Raw genomic sequence first — 23,182 nt, 5'->3', positions numbered from 1 at the left:
GGGTTTTGGCCTATTAGCCGCCAGATGTGCCTTCGGAGTGACTGTAATGGTTCCTTTTTTCGTCCAGATCAAATGCAAGCTCGGCCAGTCCTATACGGTCGCCAACGCGCTCGCCGAAGCCGAGATTGCCTCCGAAATCTACTCCACCGCCGGACAGTACGATCTGCTGGTGAAGTTCTACGTCGACAAGGACACCGACATCGGCCACTTCGTCAACGAGAGGGTGCAGGTGCTGCCCGGCATCCAGGACACCCTCACCATCATCACCTTCAAGGCATTCGGCGCGAGCTAAGGTCCGGCCTCACGCGCCACCTTGCTTGCGTTTTGGCGGCGTCGGCCCATCGACCGGCGGCAGTGACTTCAGATAGGCCGCCATCGCGGCGCGATCCTCGGCCGTGAGCTGCGCCAGATTCTTGATGACCGGCCGCATCGCGCCTGACGCGGTGTCGCCTTCGGGCATCTCGCCGGTCTCGAGAAAATCGGCGATCTCCTTCTCGCTCCATTCTCCGAGGCCCTTTTGCGTGATGTTCGGCACCCAGCCCTCGCCTTCCGGATTGGGGCCGCCGGCAAAGCGCTGCGCCGTGATGATGCCGCCCAAGAGGTTGCGTGGGCTGTGGCACTCCGCACAGTGGCCAAGGCCGTTCACGAGATAGGCGCCGCGATTCCATTGCGACGAGCGCGTTGCATCCGGCACGAACGGCCCGCCGTCCATGAACAGCAGTTTCCAGATGCCGACATTGCGGCGGATGTTGAACGGAAACGGCAGGTCGTGGTTGCGCACCCGGCCCGGCACGGCCGGCAAGGTCTTCAGATAGGCGAAGAGATCGCGAACATCGTCCACCTTCGCGATATGATAAGACGCGTAGGGAAATGCCGGGAAGTAATGCGCTCCCTCCGGCGAGATGCCCCGCATCACGGCGCTGACGAAATCGCTCTCGCCCCAGCGCCCGATGCCGTCGGTGGGATCAGGCGAAATATTGGGAGCGTAGAACGTCCCGAACGGCGAGCCGAGCGGCAGGCCGCCGCCGAGCCGCAGACGGTCCGGCTGGCTGGGGACGGCATGGCAGGACGAGCAGCCGCCGACGTTGAATATTTCCTGCCCGTTGGCAAGATCAGGCGCGCGGGACGGCAGCGCAATCGCCAGCGCAGCCGGGGCCGTCAGCCACCAAAAGACGCCCAGTGCCGCGACGGCAACGAGGAGAGTGGCAAGGAGAGTTCGTCGCAGCATTGAGGCATTCCATCCAGATCAAGCGAATTTACGGGTGAGGTCGCGGCCGTTCCAGCCACGAATAATTTAGATAGTTTGATTCGTCGGCGGGAATAAAATCAAACCTGCACTGTTTGCAGATTGACACCATCAGACGTCAACAGGGAGACCACCATGAACAAGCCCGTTTTTGTCACGCTTGCGCTCGGAGCGGCCATCGCTTTTGCAGGTCCGGCCTGCGCGGAAAAATTGAAGGCGACTCTCAGCGGCAAGTCCGAGGTGCCAGCCACGACCAGCAGCGCCACCGGCACAGCCGATCTGGACTACGACGCCGCCAGCAAGAAGCTCGCCTGGAAGGTGACCTATTCGGGCCTGTCCGGTCCCGCCACCGCCGCCCACTTCCACGGCCCCGCCGAGGCCGGCAAGAACGCCGGCGTCGCGGTCCCGATTCCGAACGCGGCGTCGAGCCCGGTCGAGGGCAGCGCGACGCTGACCGATGCGCAGGCCGCCGATCTCCTCGCCGGCAAGCTGTACGTCAACATCCATACCGCCGCCAATCCGGGCGGCGAGATTCGCGGTCAGGTGACGAAGTAAGCGATAAACTGCGTCGTCGCGGAAGGGCCGAGTGCTGGAGGGGGCGCTCGGCCTTTTGATTCCGGCTCGCGCAATAAGCGCCCAACAGCCCGGACGCGCGAAGTTGCATCAGTCGGGCAGGATCGCTCATGAGAGGCTCAGCGCATGGGAGAGGTCTGCAATCAGGTCCGACGGGTTTTCGATGCCGATCGACAGCCGGATCGTGGAATCGAGAATGCCTATTTTCTGGCGGATCTCGGCCGGAACGCCGGAATGGGTCATGGTCGCCGGCAGGCTCGCAAGCGATTCCGTTCCGCCAAGGCTCACCGCAAGCTTGAAGATCTGCAGCGCGTTGAGGAATTTCACCGCCGCTTCCTTGCCACCGGCGATGTCGAACGAGAACGTCGATCCCGCGCCGAGGCATTGCCGCGCGAACACCCGGCCGGCTGGCGACGCTCGTTCGTGATGACCGAGATAGTGAACCCTCGCCACCTTGGCGTGATCGCGCAGGAAATCCGCAACGAGCCGCGCGTTCGCATCGGCCTTCTCCATGCGCAGGCTCAGCGTCTCGAGCGAGCGGTTGATCATCCAGCACGAATGCGGATCGAGCTGGGTGCCGATTGCGCCCCGTAGCGCCTTGATGCCCTTCATCATCGCCTTTGAACCGAGCGCGGCGCCGGCGATCAGGTCGGAATGGCCGCCGACATATTTGGTCAGCGAATACAGCGAAATGTCCGCGCCCTGCTCGATCGGCCGCTGAAACACCGGCCCGAGCAGCGTATTGTCGCAGGCGATGATCGGTGTGTGTCCCTGGGTCTTCCCGATTGCATCAGCGACGCGGCGGACCATCGCGATGTCGACCAGGCCGTTGGTCGGATTGGCCGGGGTTTCGATCAGAATCATCGCAACCCGGCCCTTGCGCATGGCCTCCTCCGAAGCCTGCTTGACTGCCGCCTCGTCGACGCCGTCGGCGAAGCCGACAGCACCGATCGAGAGGCGTGCAAGCGTGTTCGTCAGCAGCGTTTCCGTGCCGCCATAGAGCGGCTGGGAGTGCAGAATGACATCGCCGGGGCGGATGAAAGCGAGGATCGTGGTCGCGATCGCGGACATGCCGGATGAGAACAGCGCGCAGCTCTCGGTGCGCTCATAGACCGCGAGCTTGTCCTCGACGATTTCGCTGTTGGGATGGTTGAAGCGCGAATAGACCAGGCCCGCGCCCATCCCTTCCGGCGGCTCACGCCGGCCGGCGACGTAATCGAAGAAGTCCTGCCCGTCCTCGGCCGTCCTGAACACAAAGGTCGAGGTCAGGAACACCGGCGGCTTGATGGCGCCTTCCGACAGCTGCGGATCATAGCCATAGGTCAGCATCAGCGTTTCGGGTTGCAGCATATGGTTGCCGATGTGGGTCTTCGACGGAAACGGTTTTGCCATGGCCTGTCTCGCTGTCCTGGTTGGATTCTCGTCGCGCGTTGGAACTCCGTGTAGTTGGGCAAGATTATCCAACGGCGCACGTCAATGTCGCGGCGGCTGAGGTGAAGATAGCCGCTCTGACAGCGATCCGTCAGGCCTTGCGAGCAGAATTTCCCGCTACCTTGTGCGCGTCGACTCAGGACGGGTGGCGGCCATGTCCGTCATGGACGCCACAGCGGCGCCTCTCTCAGCCTGTCATTCCCCGCGAAGGCGGGGAATCCAGTATTCCAGAGACGTCCAACGTTCCCTGCACTGCCGTGGCGTACTGGATCGCCCGCCCCAGTGCGCACAAGGCGGACGATGACGCCGAGCTTGCAGCAATGACGGTTCAGACAACGCACGCAAATAAGCCCAAACCGCTACTTCAGCTTGAGCCGATACGTCTCATGGCAGTCGTTGCAGCGGTCGTTGACCGCGGTGTAGGCCGCCTTCAGGCTCGCGACGTCGGTGATCTTGCCCTTGACGTCGGCGATCGCCTTCTGCACCGGCGGGATCTTGGAATCGAAATCGGCCTTGTTCTGCCAGACTTTTGGCGACGCACCGTAGCTGCCGTTGACCACGTCCTGCTTGGGATTGATCTCGAAGGTTTTTGCGATCTTGGCGACGTCGGCCTCGAGATTGGCGAGCGCCTCGTCGACGGCCTTCCGGTTGTAGGGGATGTCGCCCTTGGTCATCTTCTGGATGACGGTGTAGAGGCTCTTGGCCTGCGAACGCATCAAATTGTCCTGTTGAACGGCGACCTCCTGCTGCGCCATCACGGCGCCTGCGCCCAACAGCAGGGTCGTCGCGACAATCATCATCCGTTTCATTGCTTGTTCTCCGGCTCGCAGAATTTGAGAAAGACCGTCCACCCGTTTCACGGGTATCCGTCCATCCAGATTAGAACCCCGTGCGCGACATTTATTCCCGCACGGGGAGATCGGGGATTTGTTAAAGGCTGTGACGCCGATGGTGCTCGTGGATGGCGATCCACACCCGCTCCGGCGTCGCCGGCATGTCGATGTGGTCGATCTTGTATTCGCGCCACAGCCCGTCGACGATGGCGTTGACGACGGCCGGACAGGAGCCGATCGCACCGGCCTCGCCCGCGCCCTTCACGCCGAGCGGATTGGTCTTGCAGGGGACGTTGGCGGTCTCGAACACGAAGGACGGACCGTCAGCCGCGCGCGGCAGCGCATAGTCCATGTAGGTGGCGGTGATGAGCTGCCCGTCACTGGCGCCGTAGACCACCTGCTCCATCAAGGCCTGACCGATGCCCTGCATGGCGCCGCCATGCACCTGGCCGGCCAGCAGCAGCGGATTGAGCGTCTTGCCGAAATCGTCGACGATCACGTAATTGACGATCTTGATGATGCCGGTGGCCGGATCGATCTCGACTTCCGCCAGATGGGTACCGTTCGGATAGGTACCGTCGGCGCTGGCGAAGGTCGCGCTGCCGTTCAGCTTCGAGGGATCGGCGCCCGGCCGCTTGGCGAGATCGGCGAACGAGATCGAACGGTCGGTGCCGGCGATCCGTACCACGCCCTCCGAGATCTCGAGGTCGCCGGCGCCAGCTTCCAGCGCCTGCGCCGCAATCTCCTTCAGCTTCTGCCCGAGTTCGCGCGTGGCACGCTCGACGCTGACGCCGCCGGAGGGAATCGAGGCCGAGCCGCCGGTGCCGAGACCGGTCGCGATCTCGGCAGTGTCGCCCTGGCGGACATGCACGCGCTCCGGCGGCAAGCCGAACTGCTCGGCGACGATCTGCGCATAAGCGGTCTGATGACCCTGCCCGCTCGATTGCGTGCCGATCAGGACGGTGACATCGCCATTGGGATCGAGCCGCACATTGGCGGTCTCTTCGCCCATCACGCCACAGATCTCGACATAGCTCGCTAAGCCAATGCCGCGGATCAGCCCCTGCTTCTTGGCGAGCTTTGCGCGCTTGGGAAACTCCTTCCACTCGGCGATCTCCATCGCCCGCTTCAGATGCGCGGCGAAATCGCCGGAATCATAGACCTTGCCCGTGGCCGTCTTGTACGGCAGCGCCTTTGGCTGAATAAAATTCTTGCGGCGGATGGCATCCGGCGTCATGTCGAGTTTTCGCGCGCACGCGTCGACAAGGCGCTCGATGACATAGGCCGCCTCGGGCCGGCCCGCACCGCGATAGGCATCGACCGGAACGCTGTTGGTGAAGATGGTGCGCACCCGGCAGTGGAAAGCCCGGATGTCGTAGAGGCCGGGCAGCATGCCGGCGCCGCCATGGGGAATGTAGGGCCCGAAGGTCGACAGATACGCACCCATGTCGCCCATCAGGTCGCAATCCATGGCGAGGAATTTGCCGTCCTCGGCGAGCGCCATCTTCGCGGTGGTGACGTTGTCGCGGCCTTGCGCGTCACCCATGAAATGCTCGGTGCGGTCGGCCGCCCATCTCACCGCCTTCTTCAATTTGCGCGCGGCGACCGCGACCAAGGCGTATTCGCGGTACGGAAACAGTTTTGTGCCAAAACCGCCGCCGACGTCGGGGCAGATCACCCGCATCTTGTCGGTCGGGATATTCAGCACGTTCTGGCAGAGGATATCGCGCAGACGGTGGCTGCCCTGGCTGCCGACGGTCAATGTCAGATGATCATTCTTGGCGTCGTATTCGCAGACCGCCGCGCGCGTCTCCATGAAGCTTGCGACCACGCGCGGATTGACGATGGAGATTTCCGCGACCGCATGCGCCTTCGCAAAGGCGGCTTCGGTCGCGGCCTTGTCGCCGATCGAGACGTCGAACAGCACATTGCCGGGCTTGTCCGGCCAGACCTGCGGCGCGCCCTTTTTCACGGCATTGACGACGCCGGTCACCGCCGGCAGCGGGCTCCATTTGACCTCGATCGCCTCGATGGCGTCGCGGGCCTGGTCGATGGTCTCGGCGACCACGAAGGCGATGGAATCGCCGACATGGCGCACCTCGTCCTTGGCAAGGATGGGGTAAGGCGGGCCGGTGAACGGATCGGTCTCGAGATTGAACAGGCACGGCAGATTGCCGAGATCCGCAACGTCGTCGGCGGTCAGGATCAGCGCAACGCCAGGCAGCGCGCGGGCGCGGCTCACATCGATGGTGTATTTGGCATGCGCGTGCGGCGAGCGCAGCATCAGGGCGTGAAGTGCGGCCTGCGGCGCATAATCGTCGGTATAGCGGCCCTTGCCGCGGATGAGTGCGTCATCCTCCTTGCGCAGCACGCTTTGGCCAACGCCGAACTTGATGGGAGCCGCCATTTTCTCTCCATGTCCTCATGGTTGTTTTGCCGCATACTGCCGTGGAAAATGTGACAAGGCAAACGGCTTTAGCTAGGCATATTGATCGCTGGCCGGGGAAGCCCAGCGCACCCGCACATGGCGTTCTGGAGGGCGGGAGAGAGTTCGGCTTCATGGTTCGAGACGCGCCCAAAGCGGCGCTCCTCACCATGAGGGTCTAGGATTACGCCGCGAAACGAGACCTCATCCTGAAGAGCCGCCAAAGGCGGACGTCTCGAAGGATCAGCCGCGAATAGGCTGCCCACCAACTCCTCTTCAAGTTACATCACACCACGGCCCCACAGATGCGTCGTGCTATCTCTTAGCCTATCGATAGCCCGTTCTAGCGTGACGTAGTCGATCTCGTCACGCGTCAGGCCGATATCCATCAGCTCCCTGTCACTCAGATCCTGCAAGGTGACTCGTGGGCCCTGCCGCCGGCGCCGCTCCTGAAACGCACGCCAGTATCGCGTGATCAGGCTTAAAATGCTCCTCGCCAATGCGATGTCGGGGCGCAGCGCCGCGGCATCGCGCTCGGTCGCGGGTGCGATGTCCGTCTGTTGAGGTGGCATCGGATGCTCCTGCTGTTGTGCCGGCAGGGAGCGTGGCCAAAGAAAAGGCCCCGTCCGATGCCGGCGGGGCCTGGTGGAAGAGATGTCGTCGTCGAATTCCTAGCGCACGACTCCTCCCACGGCCCAGCCGAAGCGGGTCATGTGGTTGCAGGTGACTTTGCGCACTGATTTGATCATGTGGCGTCAGTACCACAGCAACTATGCAAAATCAAGGGCTGTGCGGATGTAGGTTGCACCTTAGAGGCGAGCACCCGCTCCGGCGCATTCGTCCTCCGTAAAATGGACGCGACGAATCTATTGAAGTCGCCTAGCCGCGCACCAGTGAGAACAGCCAGCCGCGGCCGAATAGCACCAGGATACAGAAGGCGTAGATGAAGGTCCCAGTGATCATCAGCAGCGCCAGCGTCATTTCGTCCCGGAAGCTCGGCATGGTGGAGAAATAGATCGCGCCGAAATGCGCGGTCAGCCATAGCCCGGCGGCGAGGATCAGGCCGATCAGGACGAATTTGGCGAGCGATTGCACCAGTGCCCGATCGAATGCGAGATAGCCGCGCCGCACTGCGAAGGTGAGTACGAGCAGCAGATTGGTCCAGACGCCGACGGCGGTCGCCAGCGCCAGGCCGATCTGGGCCAGCGATCCCATCAACGCGACCTTCAACGCGACGTTGACGGCAATGCCGGTCAGAGAGGCGCGGACCGGCGTCGCCGTATCCTTGCGCGCATAGAAGGTCGCGACCGCACTGCGGATCAGCACGAAGGGGATCAAGCCGATGGCATAGGCGGCGAGCGTGGCACCGGCTGCAGCAGCATCGGCCTTTGAGAACGCGCCGCGAGCGAACAGCGCACGCATGATCGCCTCGGGCACGGTCACGAAGGCCGCGACGAACGGCACCGAGAACAGCAGCGTGAACTCGAACGCGCGGCGCTGTGCCTTCATCGCGCCGTCATGATCATTGGCCGTGATCCGCCGTGACATCTCCGGCAGCAGCACCGTGCCGATGGCGATGCCGATGACACCGATCGGCAGCTGGTTGAGGCGGTCGGCATAGTAGAGCGCCGACAGCGCGCCGGCGGGCAGGAAGGTCGCGATGATGGTGTCGGCGAACAGCGCGACCTGCGTCCCCATCGAGCCTAGCGTCGCCGGACCGAGCGCCTTGAAGAAGGCGCGGACATCTTCGTCGAGCTTGAGCGGTGCAAAGCGCGGCAGGCCGCCGTGGCGGGCGAGATCGCCCGCAAGAAGAAAATATTGCAGGAAGCCCGAAATCAGGACGCCCCAGGCGGCGGCGTGCCCCGCATTGGGAAACCAGGCGGCCAGCGCCAGCGTCATCATCATCGCGACATTGAGGAAGATCGACGCGGCCGCGGCGCTGGCAAAACGCTGCATCACGTTGAGCATGCCGCCATAGAGCGTCACCAGCGTGATCAGCAGCAAATAGGGAAAGGTGATCCGGGTCAGTTCGATCGCGAGCTTGCGCTGCTCGGCATCCTCACTAAAGCCGGGCGCCAGGATGCTCATGGCCTGTGGCATGAACAGCCAGGCGACGACCAGGAGCATGACCTGCGAAGCCAGCAGCAGCGTGAAGATGCGATCGGCGAACAGTTTTGCGGCTGTCTCGCCGCGCTCACCATGGACATGGGCATAGGCCGGCACCCAGGCGGCGTTGAAGGCGCCCTCGGCGAAGATCGCGCGGAAGTGATTGGGCAGCCGCAGCGCCACGAAGAAGGCGTCGGCCACCGGGCCGGCGCCGAGGATCGCCGCGAGCATGATGTCGCGGGCAAATCCCGTCAGCCGCGAGAGCAGCGTATATCCGCCAACCGTGAAGATACGTCCGAGCATGCGTCTGTTCTAAAGACTTATCCGTCAACCGATAAGGCTCTGAAGTCCGATGTGATCAAAAAAGACGGTTGCTCGGCTGTGTTCACCTCTCCCGTAGGGAGAGGTCGGAGCGCATCGAAAGATGCGATCCGGGTGAGGGGTTACGGACCCTCCGAACGCTGCGGCCCCTCACCCGGATTGCTACGCAATCCGACCTCTCCCCGCTGGGGAGAGGTGAAGCAGCGGCGCGGCAAAACGGCCAGATCAGCCCGAAACCGCACCGCGGACTGCGGCGATGATTCGCTCCTGGGCGGCCTCGTCGAGATAGGGGTGCATCGGCAGGCTGATGACGTCCGCCGACAGGTTCTCGCAGCCCGGCAGGCCGCCGTCGGCGACCGGATAGTGCTTGTAGGCGGTCTGCTGATGCATCGACTTCGCATAATAGATCGCGGTCGGCACGCCCTGGGCCTTCAGCGCGGCGGCAAAGCCGTCGCGGTCGGTCCCCTCAGGCAAGCGGATGGTGTACTGCGCCCAGACCGAGGTGCAGCCGGATGCAAGGCGCGGCACGGTGACGACATTGGACAGGCCGCGCGCATAGCGCTCCGCAACCTTGTTGCGGGCAGCGACCTCGTCGTCGAAAATCTTCAGCTTCTCGATCAGGATCGCGGCCTGCATGGTGTCGAGCCGGCCGGTCAAGCCGAGGCGGACGTTGTCGTATTTGTCCACGCCCTGCCCATGCACGCGGATGCTGCGCAGGGTGGCGGCGAGCTCGTCGTCGTCGGTGAAGATCGCGCCGCCGTCGCCGAAGCAGCCGAGCGGTTTGGCCGGGAAGAAGCTGGTCGTGGTCGCGAGCGCCTCGGTGCCGAGCTTGCGGCCCTCGTAGCTCGCGCCAAAACTTTGCGCGGCGTCATCGATCACGAACAGGCCCTCGGCCTTCGCGATTGCCGCGATGGCGTCGTGATCGGCGGGCTGCCCGAACAGGTCGACGGGAATGACCGCCACAGGCTTCAAGCCGGCCTTCCGCGCGGTGGCGATGCCGCGCTTGAGGGACTCAGGACTCATGTTGAAAGTCGCTTCGTCGACATCGACGTAGACCGGCGTAGCGCCGGTCCGCGCCGCCGGCGAGGCGGTGGCAATGAAGGTGAACGAGGGACACAGCACGGCATCGCCGGGGCCGACGTTCTTCGCCATCAGCACCATCAGCAGCGCATCGGTGCCGCTGGCGCAGCACACCACGTGCTTGGCGCCGCAATAGGCCGCGAGCTGCGCCTCGAGCTCGGCGACCTCCGGGCCGTTGACGAACTGGCAATGGTCGAGCACGCGCTTGACGGCCGCATCGAGCGAGGCGCCGAGCCGGCGTCGCTGCGAGCCGACATCGATGAACGGAATGGGATCGGAACGCAGATGCTGGTTCATGGCGCCTTGCCGATTGTCTTGCGTGGTTGGAGCTGTCGACATGGAGGAGGATCAGCCGGCGACGCGGCGCGGGCCCGTGCGGGCTGGCGACGACGTGGCGGCGGGCCGCGATGGCGTTTCGAGGCACTGCGTGGCGATTTCGAGGCTGGCAACGCCCTCGTCGCCGGTCACCGCCGGCGTCTCGCCGTGGCGGACGGCCCGAAGGAACGCGATCAGTTCGGCGCGCAAGGGCTCGTCGTGCCCGACCGGCAGATGCCGCATCGAATAGCTGCCATCGGGCTTGAAGCCGAAACATTCGGTGACCTGGCGCGTCAAGAGATCGCCCATCACATATTTGCCGCGGGTCGCGACCGTGACGCTGCGCGCCTTGAACGGCGTCAGCCAGTTGGTGTTGATATGGGCGAGCACGCCGGATGCGGTGCGGAACTGCAACAGCGCGATATCCTCGCGCTCGGCCACAGCGCTCGACAATTGCGGCTGCACCTCGACGATGTCGGATTCGGTGAACCAGCGGATCAGATCGATGTCGTGCACGGCGAGATCGATGACGACGCCGACATTGGACATGCGCGGCGGGAACGGACCGACGCGCGTGATCGCGATCGAGAGTATGTCCTCGCCCGCGATCGCCTGCTTGACGGCGGCGACCGCCGGATTGAAGCGCTCGACATGGCCGACCATCAGCGTCACGCCGGCCTTTTGCGCGGCGGAAACGATCTCGCGGCCTTCCGCGACCGTGGACGCAATCGGCTTCTCGACCAGCACGTGGATGTTCTTGGCGATGCAGGCGAGCGCGATCTCGTGATGCAGATGGGTCGGCGCCGCGATGGTGACGGCATCGACGCCCGCGGCGAGCAGCTGATCGAGCGTTTCGAAACCCTGGCAGTTGGCGAGCTCGCATGTGCGCGCGAGGTGAACCGGCGAAGGATCGACCACACCGACAAGGCTGACGCCGGGCAACCCCGCGAGCACGCGCGCGTGGTTGCTGCCCATCACGCCGGCACCAATGACGCCGACGCGCAAGCCGGCCTTTGCCGGTGCAGACCCTTTGGAACTCATCTGAGCAAACCCCGATTCAACGCAAATCCCCGGGCCGCTTCTAGCACGGTCGCCACATTTGTGGCGAATGCCGAGGGTGCGGACCGGACACGATTTGATTCAAAAAGTTACATGCTCCCCGGGCCTTAAGCCGCTGAAAGATACCGCTCTTTCGGCCCGGATCGCGTGATTCGGAAGTTTGCTGGTCACGACCTTTGATAGTCGTCTTCAATCCGGATGATGTCGTCTTCCCCGAGATAGCTGCCGGTCTGGACCTCGATCAGCTCCAGCATGATCTTGCCGGGGTTCTCCATCCGGTGCACCGCGCCCATCGGGATGTAGATCGACTCGTTCTCGTGCACCGTCTTCACGGTCTCGTTGACGGTGACGCGCGCGGCACCGCGGACCACGATCCAGTGCTCGGCGCGGTGATGGTGCTTCTGCAGCGACAGCCGCCCGCCGGGCTTGACCACGATGCGCTTGACCTGGTGGCGCTCGCCATTGTCGACGGACTGGTAGCTGCCCCAGGGCCGATGCACCTTGAGATGCTCCTCGGTGACCTTGGGCGCGACCGCCTTGAGCTTCGTCACCAGCCGCTTCAGGCCGTTGGCATCGTTCTGGCGCGAGACCAGCACCGCGTCCGCGGTCGCCACCACGACGAGATCATCGACGCCTTCGAGCGCGACCAGCGCTTGGTCGGTGGTGACGTTGCAGTTGCGGGAGTCTTCGAACACCGCGGCGCCGTGCGCGGCGTTGCCTTGCGCGTCCTTGTCCGACAATTCCCACACCGCGTGCCAGGAGCCGACGTCGGACCAGCCGCAGGACACCGGCACCACCGCGGCACGCGAGGTCTTTTCCATCACCGCATAGTCGATCGAGATCGCCTTGGCCGAGCCGAACGCCTGCGGCTCCAGCGTCACGAAGGACAGATCGCGGCCGGCATGGGTGACCGCATTGGCGATCGCTTCCACGCTTGCTGGGTCGACCTTGCGATATTCGTCGAGCAGCAGGGTTGCCGGGAACATGAAGTTGCCGCTGTTCCAGAGATAGCCGGAGTTGACGTAGTCGGCGGCCTTCACCGCGTCCGGCTTCTCGACGAAGCGGGCCACCGCATGCACCTCGCCCGAGATCGCCTCACCCGGGCTGATATAGCCGTATTCGGTTGCGGGCCGCTCCGGCTTGACGCCGAAGGTGACGATGCGCTCGGCGCTCGCGGCAACGAGGCCTTCGCGGCAGGCGGCGACGAAGGCGGCAGTGTCCTGCACCACGTGATCGGCGGCGAGCGCGAGCACGACGGCATCAGCGGCGCGCACTTGCGCGAACACCGCACCCGCGGCAATCGCGGGGCCGGAATCGCGCCGCATCGGCTCGAGGATCACGTCGGCCTCGATGCCGATCTCGGCCAGCTGCTCCAGCACCATGAAACGGTAGGACGCATTGGTGATGACGATCGGCCGGTCGAACAGCGACGCCTCCGAGACGCGCAGCAGCGTGTCCTGGAAGGTCGAGCGTGCGCCGAACAGCGGCAGGAATTGCTTGGGGCGAACCTCGCGCGAGGCCGGCCACAGCCGCGTGCCGGCACCGCCGCACATGATCAGGGGGATAATGCGTTTGTCCATCGTCATCTCAAACCTTGAAGTAGTCCCGATACCAGGTGACAAAATTACGGACCCCGTGCTCGATCGGCGTTGACGGCGCAAAGCCGGTGTCGCGCATCAAATCCTCGACATCCGCGAACGTTTCCAGCACGTCTCCAGGCTGCATTGGCAGCAGCTCTTTGTTCGCCGTCCGGCCCAGCTCCCGCTCCAGAAGCGCGACGACATGCATCAGCTCCTCGGGGTGGTGATTGCCGACATTGTAGACCCGAGACGGCGCATTTGCGGCAGCCGGCTCGTCCGCGGGCACCCGGTCGATCAGCTTGGATACTACACGGGTCACGTCGTCAATATAGGTGAAGTCGCGACGCATCCTGCCATGGTTAAAGAGCCGGATCGGCCTATTCGCCATGATCGCGTTCGCGAACAGAAACATGGCCATATCGGGCCGCCCCCACGGTCCGTAGATGGTGAAGAAGCGCAGGCCCGTGACCGGCAGCCGGTAGAGATGGCTGTAGGACTGCGCCATCAGCTCGTTCGCCTTCTTGGTCGCGGCGTAGAAGCTGACCGGATGATCGGTCCGGTCCTGCACGGCAAATGGCAGTTTTGTGTTGGCGCCATAAACGGAGGATGACGAGGCGTAGACGAGATGACGACAGAAATTGTTCCGGCAGCCCTCGAGCACGTTGAGAAAGCCCTGGAGGTTGGAATCCGCGTAAGCGTGCGGATTGTCGATCGAGTAGCGCACGCCGGCCTGCGCGGCGAGATGCACGACTTTGGCGAATCCGTGCCTGGCAAACAGTGCCGCGATGGTGTCGCGGTCGGCCAGATCGGCCTGCACGAAGGAGAAGCGGGAATCGTTCCGCAGCAAATCCAGACGCGCCTGTTTGAGCGCCGGATCATAATAGCTGTTGAGATTGTCGAGGCCGACGACGGGCCGGCCCTCGCCCAGGAGCTGCCGGGCGACGTGAAAGCCGATGAAGCCGGCGGCACCCGTGACCAAAATCGCCTGATCCGTCATCCTGTTCCCAAAGGGTCCTTCACCCGCGCCCGCGATCGGCGCCTGTTTAGCTGCTGCTTCGAGCGGGCGATATCCCGCCGCCGTTCATGACCGCTTCCGTTCATGACCGCTTCCTTTCATGACAGCTTCCTTTCATGACAGCTTCCTTTCAGCTATTGCAAGATCGGCGCCAAGACCATACCAAAGCGGCCGAATTCGGCGCTTCGCGTCGGGTCGCCACAAATCTTCGCAAACCCTGTTCATGCGGGCGAGATGCGCCGAATCCTGCTGTCGACGGCCAAAATCCTGATTTCCGCGGCGCTGCTCTATCTGGCGCTGCGCAAGGTGGATCTGTCCGAACTGTTTTCGCGTTTCACCGTGACCAGCCTGTTCTGGATCGGCATGGCGATCGCGATCACCTTCCTGCAAATCTTCGTCGGCGTGCTGCGCTGGCGCGAGGTCAGCGCCGAATGCGGCGCGCCGCTCGAGCTCGGCCGCGCCATGCGTTACAACGTGATCGGCGCGTTCTTCAACCAGACCCTGCCATCGGCGATCGGCGGCGACGCGGTCCGGCTGTGGCTGGTCGCGCGCGCCGGCGCCGGATGGCGCGCGGCGACCTACTCGATCTTCGTCGACCGCGCGATCGGCCTGATCGCGCTTGCGATCATCATCGTCGCGAGCCTGCCCTGGAGTTATGCCCTCATCACTGATCCGCACGGACGATCGGCATTGGTGCTTGTCGACCTTGCGGCGCTTGCAGGCGGCCTCGGCTTTCTGGTCTTCGGCGCGCTGAAATGGCCGTGGCTGAAGACCTGGTGGGCCACGCATCACATCCACGCCTGTGCGGTGATCGCGAACCGCGTGATCTTCAGCGCGACGCGCGGACCGATCATCGCCATCCTGTCGCTCGTCATTCACGTGCTCGCTGTCGTCATCGCCTGGTGCGTAGTGCAGTCGATTGCCGCGCCGGTCGGCTTCGGCCAGGTCTTCCTGCTGCTGCCGCCGGTCATGCTGATCACCTTGATGCCGATCTCGATCGCCGGCTGGGGCGTACGCGAGGCCACGATGGGGCTGGCCTTCGGCTTCGCCGGGCTCGCTGTGAACGAAGGTGTCAACGTCTCGCTGCTGTTCGGCGCCGTCTCGTTCATCGTCGGCGCGGTTGGTGGCCTGGTCTGGATCCTCAGCGCCGAAAAAGCCGCGCAAGGATCGGGGCCGATCGGGGTGCCGGAGTGAATCCGGCCGACGCCGCCCTCGCCGTCGGACCATCGCTGCTCGCCATCGCGATCGCCGCGCTGATTTCGGCCCTCATAACCTGGACCAGCCGTCCCCTGCTGCAGCGCTACGCACTGGCGCGTCCGAATGCGCGGTCCTCGCATCGTATCCCCACCCCGCAGGGTGCGGGCATCGCGGTGATCGCCGCCACGCTGCTGGTTGCTTCGGTCTGGGCCAACATCGCGATCCCGCCGGCGCTGGTGGCCGCGACGGTGCTGATCGCGCTGGTCGGGTTTGCCGACGACATCGTGTCGCTGCCGGTGCTGGTGCGGCTGGTGCTGCAGGCCGCCGCCGTCGGCGCGGTCGTGTTCACCTCGCCCGAGACTGCGCGCATCGTTCCGGCCCTGCCGCTCGCGCTGGAGCGCGGCCTCATCCTGCTTGCGGGCGTCTGGTTCGTGAACCTCGTCAACTTCATGGACGGGCTCGACCTGATGACCGCGGCGGAAGTGGTGCCGGTCACCGCGGCGCTGATGCTGCTCGGATGGCTCGGCGAACTGTCCTGGCCGGCCGCGCTCGTCGCCACGGCGCTGTGCGGGGCCATGCTCGGCTTTGCGCCATTCAACCGTCCGGTCGCAAAGGTGTTTCTCGGCGATGTCGGCAGCTTGCCGATCGGCCTCCTGCTCGGATGGTGCCTGCTGGAGCTCGCCTGGCATGGGCAGCCGGCCGCAGCGCTGTTGCTGCCGGCCTATTACCTTGCGGATTCCACCATCACGCTGTTTCGCCGCATCGCAAGACGCGAACCGTTCTGGTCGGCGCACCGTTCACATTTTTACCAGCGCGCCACCGACAACGGTTTCACGGTCTCGCGGGTGATCGCCGAGGTGCTCGCGCTCAACCTCCTGCTCGCACTGCTGGCCATCGTCACCATTCGTGCCGGTTCGGCGGCTGCCACGATGCTCGCGCTGCTGGCGGGCGCAATCGCAGTTGGATTGGTGCTGCGGCGGTTCTCGCGCCCTCAGGCGTCCTGAGCCGACAGCGCAAGCCGCAAGCCCTCATCGAGCGTGACCTGGGGCTGCCAGCCGATTGCGATCGCCTTGGAGACGTTGAGCTCGAGCGAGCCGATCAGGCTGTCATAGGTATCCTGCCGGCCGATCACGCCGAGCAGCGAGCCGAGCAGCTCCGGCGGCATGCCGAACAGCCGCGGGCTCTTGCCGGACGCCAGCGCCAGGCGCTCGATGAATTCGGGCGTCGAGACCTGTTCCCTGTCCGCCACCAGAAAGATCTCGAAATTGCTGGCGGGGTCGGGATGGGCGAGCCGGCGCAGGATGAACGACGAGAGGTTCTGCACCGCGAGGAAAGCGCGGTGATTGCGGATCGCGGCAAAGGGCAGCGGCAGCCCCAGCTGCACAGCACGCGACAGCAGCGCAAAATTGCCCTTGGCGCCCGCGCCATAGACCAGCGGCGGCCTGATCACCGAGATCTTCATGTCGGTGTCGCGCGCCAGCGTCCTCAAGCCCGCCTCGGCCGCCGCCTTGGACATGCCATAGAGGCCGCGCGGCGTCAGGATATCGTCCTCGCTGAACGGCGCACGGCCCTCATTGCTGCGGCCATGCACGAGAACCGTGCTGATGAAGATGAACTGGCGCACGCCGGACGTCGCCGCACTGCGCGCCAGGTGCAGCGTGCCGGCAATGTTGACGTTGCGATAGAGCTTGACCGCATGCTCCTCGTGCTTGTGATGCACGCGCGCGGCGAGATGGACCACGGCGTCGACGCCGGCGAGCGCGTCCTGCCAATCGGTTTCGGGCCCGATCGCTTTGATGACGACCTCATCGCCGATGCCTTCCGGGCTGCGGACCGCGCGGCGGACCGACCATCCCTCGCGCGCCAGCGCAGGCACGACATGACCGCCGACGAAGCCGCTCGCTCCCGTGACCAGCACCACCGGCTTGCGTTCGCTCATCGTTGCTCCGCCAATTCGGGACTGTGCAGCAATTCGTCGACCAGGGCGGCATAGGCGTTCATCGCGCTGGCGCGATCGAACTTCGATGCCGCCTTCACGGCCCGCTCCGTCATGGCACCGGTGTCGGAACGCGACGCATTGCGGATTGCTTCGGCCAGTTGATCGGCGCGGCCCGGCGTGACGACCCAGCCGAGCCCGTTTTCCACCACCGTCAGCGCGGCCTCGGCTTCCGGCTCGGAGACCAGCACGACGGGACGGCCGACCGCCAGAAGATTGTAGAATCGGCTCGGCACCGACACCCCGGCGACGTCCTTCCGGTACGGAATGATCCAGAGGTCCGCAGAAGTCAGGAACGCCTCGAGCTCCGCATCCTCGACGCGCGCCACGAAGGAGACATTGGGCAGGTTCGAAGCCGTCTGCAACTGTTTCAGCCGATCGAAGCCGATGCCCCAGCCGGAGAGCAGGAAGTGAATGTTGGTCTCGTCCTTCAACAGGCGCGCCGCCTCGAACACGATCTCCGGATCGTGGGTGAAGCCGAGATTGCCCGACAGGCCGACGACGAAGCGGGCCGACATCGCCTTGCGAAACGGATTGTCCGGGGTCACCGGCCGCGGGGCGGGCACGAGTGTCGCCCAGTTCGGGATGAAGCGGATCTTATTCCGCGTCATGCCGCGATAGCTCAGCAGCGGCCGTTCTGCATCGCGGCCGATGGTGATGACGGCATTGAGCGTGCGGAACATCAAGGCGTTGGCAGCGCGCATCGTCCGGGTCACGATCGAACCGGGTTTGAGAATCCCCGCCGTCACCAGCACCTCGGGGAAGAGGTCATGCAGGATCAGCGCCGAGCGGGCGCGCCTCACCCTTGCTGCCGCGGCGACCGCGTAAGGCAGCATGAACGGCGCAGTGACGGTGACCACGACGTCGCCGGGCCGAAGCTGCCGCAGCAACGCAAGGAAGGTGCGCGCGACGAACAGCAATTCGGCCGCGCCACGCCGCACCAGCGCCGCCTTGCCGGTCACGCGGTTCTTGACGGCGACGATGCGCGGCTTGCCCGGACCGGCCTGCGACGCCGGCAACGCGCCGGGCGAGCCCGACAGCACGACGACCTCGTGTTCGATGGCGAGACGGCAGGCGATCTCGGCCATGATCGCCGCCGTCGTGCTCGGATCCGGCGGATAATGCTGACTCGCAACGACGATCTTGCCGGGAGGCTGCATGGTCAGGCCGCGGTCGACCCGAATTCCGGAACCGCATCCTTCAGGATGGTCCTGATGGTGGCGCGATCGTCCCGCGCGATCGCCTGCTCCAGCGCCGTAATCCATTTGCGCAGGGTCTGCATCGGCGGTTCGTTCGGCTGCGCAGCCATGATGCCGGCGACGCCGATCTCGCGGGTCGGCTCCTCGGACGCGAACAGGATCTCATTCAAGCGCTCTCCCGGCCGCATTCCCGTGAACACGATCTCGATGTCGTAGCCGGGCTGAAGGCCGGACAGGCGGATCATACGCTCGGCGAGGTCGACGATCTTGACCGGCTGGCCCATGTTGAGCACGTAGACCGAAACGTCCGAACGCACCGTTCCGAGCGCATGCGTTGCCGCCGTGATGACGAGGTCGCAGGCCTCACGAATGGTCATGAAATAGCGGACCATGTCGGGATGCGTGACCGTCACCGGGCCGCCGGCCTCGATCTGGGCCTTGAACTTCGGCACCACCGACCCGTTCGACGCCAGCACGTTGCCGAACCGGACCGAGATCAGCCGCATCGCCGGCTTGGCGCCGCCGGCCGCCGCCGCAAGGTCGTGATCGAGCGCCTGGCAATACATCTCGGCGAAACGCTTGGTCAGGCCGAGCATCGATACCGGCTCGATCGCCTTGTCGGTGGAGATCATCACCATGGCCTCGGCGCCGGCGCTGAGCGCCGCGTCCGCAACGTTGACCGAGCCGAAGATGTTGGTCTTGACACCCTCGCTCCAGTCACGCTCGAGGATCGGCACGTGCTTGAGGGCTGCGGCATGGAATACGATGTCCGGCTTGAACTCGGCCATCAGGCGCATGACGCGCTCGCGGTCGCGGATGTCGGCGATCCGCCCTTCGACCGCAGCACCTGTGCCCTGCGCGGCGAGCGCTTCCGTCACCGCATAGAGCGCCGGCTCGGAATTCTCCAGGATCAGGAGGCGCGCGGCGCCGAAAGCGACGATGCGCTCGCAGATCTCCGAACCGATCGAGCCACCGCCGCCGGTGACGATCACCGCCTTGCCTTCGATCAGGGCTTCGAGGCGCGCATAGTCGATCTGCTCGCTCGGCCGCAGCAGGAGATCCTCGACGGCCACCGCGGTCAGCCGCGGCGTGTCGCCGCTCTCCAGCGAGGGCATGCGGTTGACGATCACGCCGAGCTTACGCGCCCGCATCAGGATCGATTCCGGATGAGCCTCCGGCTCGAACGCGGACGGCGTCATCACCAGGCGGGCGATCGGCTTGTTGCGCTTGGCGAAGTCCGCGATGACATCCTCGATGTCGTCGACGCCGCCCAGCACCGGCACGTTGCGAATGAACTGGCCGCGATCGGAGCTGGAGGGCGACAGCACGCCGACCGGCCAGATCCGTTTGATGGCGCCGCTCTCGATGCCGCGCAACAGCACCTCTGCATCCGCTGCGCGGCCGATCAGCAGCGTCGGCGCAGCATCCTGGGTCCGGGCACGGCGCCGCACCCGCGTATAACGGAAGTAGCGATAGGCCATGCGCGACGCGCTGAGAGCGGTAATTTCAAGGAACCAGTAGAGGACGATTGTCACCTTGCCGAGGAAGAACGCGCCGCGCACATTGGGGGCAACGAAGATGTAGTCGAGGACGAGGAGCGCAACCGTCAGCACGGTCGCGACACGGATGATGTTCAGCGCGTCGGGCAGCGAGATGAAACGCCATTTCGTCGTCGTCAGGTTGAAGATGAAGAACACGACCACGGCGAAGGCAAGGAAGTAGGGCAGGATCTGAAACAGCAGCGGCAAACGGTCGTGGAAACCCTCGCCGCCCTCGAAACGCAGATAGAAGGCGGCAAACAGCGCCGCCGTGGTCGCCAGAAGGTCGTGGAGCGCGATCAGGAAATTGCGCAAGGTGAGATGCGAAAGACGCGTCATCCGACGACCGATGCTATCCAGTTGAGTGCAACTGACCGCGCTGATAACCCATCCCGCCAGGAGTTGCCAGCACAAGACGACTTATCAGCACAAGACTTGGCAGCACAAAGACTTGGCAGCAAAAGACTTGGCAGCAAAAGACTTGGCAGCCGCACGGCCCCTCAGGCACCGGCTTCGCCGAGCTTCGGCGGCGTGCGGCCAGCGCGAAGCACCATGCCGCCGGCAACCCCGACGCCGATGACGTACATCCAGCCCTCGTGGAAGTCGAACAGATGGGAATTGAACAGCGAGGTGAAGACGTTCTGCACCACGACCAGCAGGCCCACCCAGTTGGCAAGTCCGTCGCCGCGGAACAGCATCAGATGCAGGATCCACATCGTGTAGAGAACGACGACGCCGATGACGCCCCATTGCACGGCCACGGCCAGAGTCTGGTTGTGAGGATTCGGAAAGACCCTGACGCCCGGGACCCAATCGGCACTTCTGGAAACCTTGTCGAACAGGCCGAACACGGAGCCCGTCCCGTTCCCCGCGATCGGAGCCTGCCGGAAAAACTGAATTGACTTCTGCCAATATTCGAGGCGCTCGCCCATCGACGTCGGGACGTTCTCCTGCGTGTAGAGCTGATAGTCTCGGGAAAAGGTGTCTGCGGTCTTGCGCAATTGCGGCGAGGTCTGCCAGGCGAGTGCTGCGCCGACGAGCAGAGCGGCGGGGATGATTGCGATACTGCGCCACCTCAGGTGCAGCAGCGCGAACACGCCGAGCATGATCGGAACGGTGACGAGTGCGGTGCGCGACACCACCACGAAGGCCATGTTGACGAAGAAGCTCAGCGCAAGCGCGGTTAATAGCCCGGCAAGCCAGTACCTCTTCTCACGCAGCAGCAGCACGACGGGATAAGCGAGCGCGACCGCACACAGGGTGAATTCCTGGCTCTGGTCGATGTAGTTCTTGACGAAGATGCCGCGCTCGGCGTCGATCGCGGGCTTCAGGGAAAGGCCGGGATTGAAGGCGACGAGCCACGACATCACCGACAACAGCGCGCAGGAGACGAGGAAGGCGCCGAGCACCCAATATCCGCGCGAGGATCGTTCGAAATGATACAGAAGGACCGGAAGCACGAGCAACTTCGCGGTCGGATTGACCGCGTAGAAACGCGCGCCCCACGGTGCGTCTGACCACAGCGTTCCTAACAGCGCGAGCAAGACCAGGGCAATCGGCGCCGCGCAGATCGGACGCTTGAGCGATTGCAGGAACGCCTTGACGTCCAGGAACGGCACCATGCAGGCGAGCATCGCAATGTTGAAGATCGCTGCGAGCGTGGTCGACCAGGGCAGCGAGGCGGCCGTGAGAATGGCGAGCAGATCGACCGTCTCGCGCCAGGCCGCCGGACTGCGCAGGCGCCGCCACAGCATCTGGCCGGTCGTCTCCCGGGCAAGCGCCGTCACTTGTCCCCTCCGCGCGCGCGATGGACCAGCGCCGTCGTGCTGAAACCCTGGAGGATGTCGACCAGCACGACCGTTCCGCCGGCGGCCTCCACGACCTCGTGGCCGACCACCTGCTCGCGGGTGTAGTCGCCGCCCTTCACCAGGGCGCTCGGCTTGATCCGGGTGATCAGGTCGATTGGCGTATCCTCGTCGAAGATGACGACGAGATCGACGGCTTCAAGCGCCGCCAGCACCTCGGCGCGTGCGCGCTCGTCCTGCACCGGACGGTCCGCGCCCTTCAGCCGCCGCACCGAGGCATCGCTGTTGAGGCCGACGATGAGGCGGTCACAGGCGGAGCGCGCCGCGGTCAGCACCTTGACGTGGCCGGGATGCAGGATATCGAAACAGCCATTGGTGAAGCCGACCCGCAAGCCCAGCCTGCGCCATTCGGCGAGCTGCGCCTCGAGTGCGTCGGCCTCGAGCACGATCTTCTCTTCGGCCGCGAGATAGGCATGCGGCAGGATCGTTCGCCGCAGCTCGGCAGCGGTCACGCTGGCGGTGCCCTGCTTGCCGACGGCGACAGCGGCTGCTGCATTGGCCATACGCAAGGCCGTATCCCAATCCGCGCCCGCCGCGAGCGACACGGAAAGCGCTGCGGCGACAGTATCGCCGGCGCCGGAGACGTCCCGCACCTTCACAGGGTACGCCGGAACATGAACCGCTTCGCCATGGCGCGGCACCAGCGTCATGCCGTGCTCGCCTTGGGTCACCAGGATCGCCTCGCAATCGGCGAGCCGCATCACGTCCTCGGAGGCGTCGACGATGCTCTGCGCCGTGTCGGCGCGGCTGCGGGTCGCTTCCGAGAATTCCTTGCGGTTGGGCGTGAGCAGCGTGGCGCCGCGATAGATCGCCCAGTTGAGGCTCTTGGGATCGACGATCACGGGCTTGCCGAGTATTCGCGCGGCGTCGATGGTGTGGCGGATCACGCGCGCGGTCAGCACGCCCTTGGCATAGTCGGACAGCAGCAGAATGTCGGCGCGCGAGATCTGCGGCAGGATCGCCTCGATCAGCCTGGTCTCGATCTCGTCGGAAGCTGGCTGCGCCTGCTCCCAATCCGCGCGCAGCATATGGGTGGAGAAATGCTCGGAGACGAAGCGCACCTTTCGCGTCGTCGGCCGCGACGGATCGCACACCAGCACGCTTTCAATGCCGGTCTGCTCGGCAAGCGCGGCCGCGAGCCGCCGGCCCGCATCGTCATCGCCGACGAGACCGACGAAGATGCAGCGCGCGCCGAGCGAGGCGACATTGCGCGCGACGTTGCCGGCGCCGCCGATATGGATCTCGCTGCGCCCTGCTGCGATCACCGGGGCCGGCGCTTCCGGCGAGATCCGCGACACCTCGCCATAGACGAACTCGTCGAGCATGATGTCGCCGATGCAAAGCACCGTCCGGCCCGCAATGGCTTGCCCGAGAGCATCGAAATCGAGAATTGGCGTCGGCAT

General features: G+C 64.7%; 19 protein-coding genes. 4 read left to right on the top strand and 15 right to left on the bottom strand.

The features are described from left to right. Positions 1 to 46: 46 nt before the first annotated feature. Positions 47 to 292: an Lrp/AsnC ligand binding domain-containing protein gene (locus tag GWG65_RS03660; RefSeq protein WP_148744076.1), complete on the top strand. Its 246-nt coding sequence runs from the start codon at positions 47 to 49 to the stop codon at positions 290 to 292. Positions 293 to 301: 9 nt separating this feature from the next. Here GWG65_RS03660 and GWG65_RS03655 read toward each other — a convergent pair whose 3' ends face one another. After that, on the bottom strand, positions 302 to 1,228 hold the full coding sequence (locus GWG65_RS03655; RefSeq protein WP_275194011.1) for a cytochrome c: 927 nt from the start codon (positions 1,226 to 1,228) through the stop codon (positions 302 to 304). Between the two features lie 153 nt (positions 1,229 to 1,381). Here GWG65_RS03655 and GWG65_RS03650 point away from each other — a divergent pair, with 153 nt between their 5' ends. Beyond that, the gene (locus tag GWG65_RS03650) at positions 1,382 to 1,801 is read left to right on the top strand and encodes a CHRD domain-containing protein (protein WP_275194010.1); all 420 of its coding nucleotides are present in this window, start codon (positions 1,382 to 1,384) and stop codon (positions 1,799 to 1,801) included. A gap of 126 nt (positions 1,802 to 1,927) precedes the next feature. On the opposite strand, the gene GWG65_RS03645 is transcribed toward GWG65_RS03650, so the two are convergent. From GWG65_RS03645 to GWG65_RS03605, 9 genes are all read right to left on the bottom strand, one after another. Further along, complete coding sequence (locus tag GWG65_RS03645) at positions 1,928 to 3,211, bottom strand: cystathionine gamma-synthase family protein (RefSeq protein WP_275194009.1); 1,284 nt, start codon at positions 3,209 to 3,211, stop codon at positions 1,928 to 1,930. Between the two features lie 398 nt (positions 3,212 to 3,609). Then, entirely contained in the window at positions 3,610 to 4,059 is a 450-nt protein-coding gene (locus GWG65_RS03640) for a cytochrome c (RefSeq protein ID WP_275194008.1), read from the bottom strand. Positions 4,060 to 4,180: 121 nt separating this feature from the next. Further along, on the bottom strand, positions 4,181 to 6,490 hold the full coding sequence (locus tag GWG65_RS03635) for a xanthine dehydrogenase family protein molybdopterin-binding subunit (protein WP_275194007.1): 2,310 nt from the start codon (positions 6,488 to 6,490) through the stop codon (positions 4,181 to 4,183). 299 nt (positions 6,491 to 6,789) lie between these two features. Further along, entirely contained in the window at positions 6,790 to 7,080 is a 291-nt protein-coding gene (locus GWG65_RS03630) for a DUF1127 domain-containing protein (protein WP_275194005.1), read from the bottom strand. A 307-nt stretch (positions 7,081 to 7,387) separates the two neighbouring features. Next, positions 7,388 to 8,917 (bottom strand): murein biosynthesis integral membrane protein MurJ, encoded by a 1,530-nt coding sequence (gene murJ / locus GWG65_RS03625; RefSeq protein WP_275194003.1) that lies wholly within the window; start codon positions 8,915 to 8,917, stop codon positions 7,388 to 7,390. Between the two features lie 243 nt (positions 8,918 to 9,160). Then, the gene (locus tag GWG65_RS03620) at positions 9,161 to 10,312 is read right to left on the bottom strand and encodes a DegT/DnrJ/EryC1/StrS family aminotransferase (protein WP_275194002.1); all 1,152 of its coding nucleotides are present in this window, start codon (positions 10,310 to 10,312) and stop codon (positions 9,161 to 9,163) included. Positions 10,313 to 10,363: 51 nt separating this feature from the next. Beyond that, positions 10,364 to 11,371 (bottom strand): Gfo/Idh/MocA family oxidoreductase, encoded by a 1,008-nt coding sequence (locus GWG65_RS03615; protein ID WP_275194000.1) that lies wholly within the window; start codon positions 11,369 to 11,371, stop codon positions 10,364 to 10,366. 185 nt (positions 11,372 to 11,556) lie between these two features. After that, positions 11,557 to 12,969, bottom strand: coding sequence for a mannose-1-phosphate guanylyltransferase/mannose-6-phosphate isomerase (locus GWG65_RS03610; RefSeq protein ID WP_275193999.1), 1,413 nt, complete (start codon positions 12,967 to 12,969; stop codon positions 11,557 to 11,559). 7 nt (positions 12,970 to 12,976) lie between these two features. Next, the gene (locus GWG65_RS03605; protein WP_275193998.1) at positions 12,977 to 13,966 is read right to left on the bottom strand and encodes an SDR family NAD(P)-dependent oxidoreductase; all 990 of its coding nucleotides are present in this window, start codon (positions 13,964 to 13,966) and stop codon (positions 12,977 to 12,979) included. A gap of 252 nt (positions 13,967 to 14,218) precedes the next feature. Here GWG65_RS03605 and GWG65_RS03600 point away from each other — a divergent pair, with 252 nt between their 5' ends. After that, positions 14,219 to 15,178: a lysylphosphatidylglycerol synthase transmembrane domain-containing protein gene (locus GWG65_RS03600; RefSeq protein ID WP_275193997.1), complete on the top strand. Its 960-nt coding sequence runs from the start codon at positions 14,219 to 14,221 to the stop codon at positions 15,176 to 15,178. Continuing rightward, positions 15,175 to 16,185, top strand: coding sequence for a glycosyltransferase family 4 protein (locus tag GWG65_RS03595; protein ID WP_275193996.1), 1,011 nt, complete (start codon positions 15,175 to 15,177; stop codon positions 16,183 to 16,185). The genes GWG65_RS03600 and GWG65_RS03595 overlap by 4 nt, the downstream gene beginning before the upstream one ends. Here GWG65_RS03595 and GWG65_RS03590 read toward each other — a convergent pair. The 5 genes from GWG65_RS03590 to rfaE1 all read right to left on the bottom strand — a co-directional run bounded on the left by GWG65_RS03590 (position 16,173) and on the right by rfaE1 (position 23,182). Continuing rightward, positions 16,173 to 17,120 carry an NAD-dependent epimerase/dehydratase family protein gene (locus tag GWG65_RS03590; RefSeq protein ID WP_275193995.1) on the bottom strand — a complete coding sequence of 316 codons (948 nt, stop codon included), beginning with the start codon at positions 17,118 to 17,120 and terminating at the stop codon, positions 16,173 to 16,175. The two genes, GWG65_RS03595 and GWG65_RS03590, sit on opposite strands and share 13 nt — an antisense overlap. Then, positions 17,117 to 18,337 carry a glycosyltransferase family 4 protein gene (locus tag GWG65_RS03585; protein ID WP_275193993.1) on the bottom strand — a complete coding sequence of 407 codons (1,221 nt, stop codon included), beginning with the start codon at positions 18,335 to 18,337 and terminating at the stop codon, positions 17,117 to 17,119. Before GWG65_RS03585 ends, GWG65_RS03590 begins: the two co-directional genes overlap by 4 nt. 2 nt (positions 18,338 to 18,339) lie before the next feature. Next, on the bottom strand, positions 18,340 to 20,253 hold the full coding sequence (locus tag GWG65_RS03580) for an SDR family NAD(P)-dependent oxidoreductase (RefSeq protein WP_275193991.1): 1,914 nt from the start codon (positions 20,251 to 20,253) through the stop codon (positions 18,340 to 18,342). A 161-nt stretch (positions 20,254 to 20,414) separates the two neighbouring features. Continuing rightward, the gene (locus GWG65_RS03575) at positions 20,415 to 21,701 is read right to left on the bottom strand and encodes an O-antigen ligase family protein (protein ID WP_275193990.1); all 1,287 of its coding nucleotides are present in this window, start codon (positions 21,699 to 21,701) and stop codon (positions 20,415 to 20,417) included. After that, on the bottom strand, positions 21,698 to 23,182 hold the full coding sequence (rfaE1, locus tag GWG65_RS03570; protein ID WP_275193988.1) for a D-glycero-beta-D-manno-heptose-7-phosphate kinase: 1,485 nt from the start codon (positions 23,180 to 23,182) through the stop codon (positions 21,698 to 21,700). The genes GWG65_RS03575 and rfaE1 overlap by 4 nt, the downstream gene beginning before the upstream one ends.

Source organism: Bradyrhizobium sp. CSA207, from assembly GCF_029051685.1.
In the GTDB taxonomy this organism is placed as follows: Bacteria; Pseudomonadota; Alphaproteobacteria; order Rhizobiales; family Xanthobacteraceae; genus Bradyrhizobium.
Note: the sequence above shows the minus strand (reverse complement) of the source record. Positions and strands in the feature narration are given on the sequence as shown.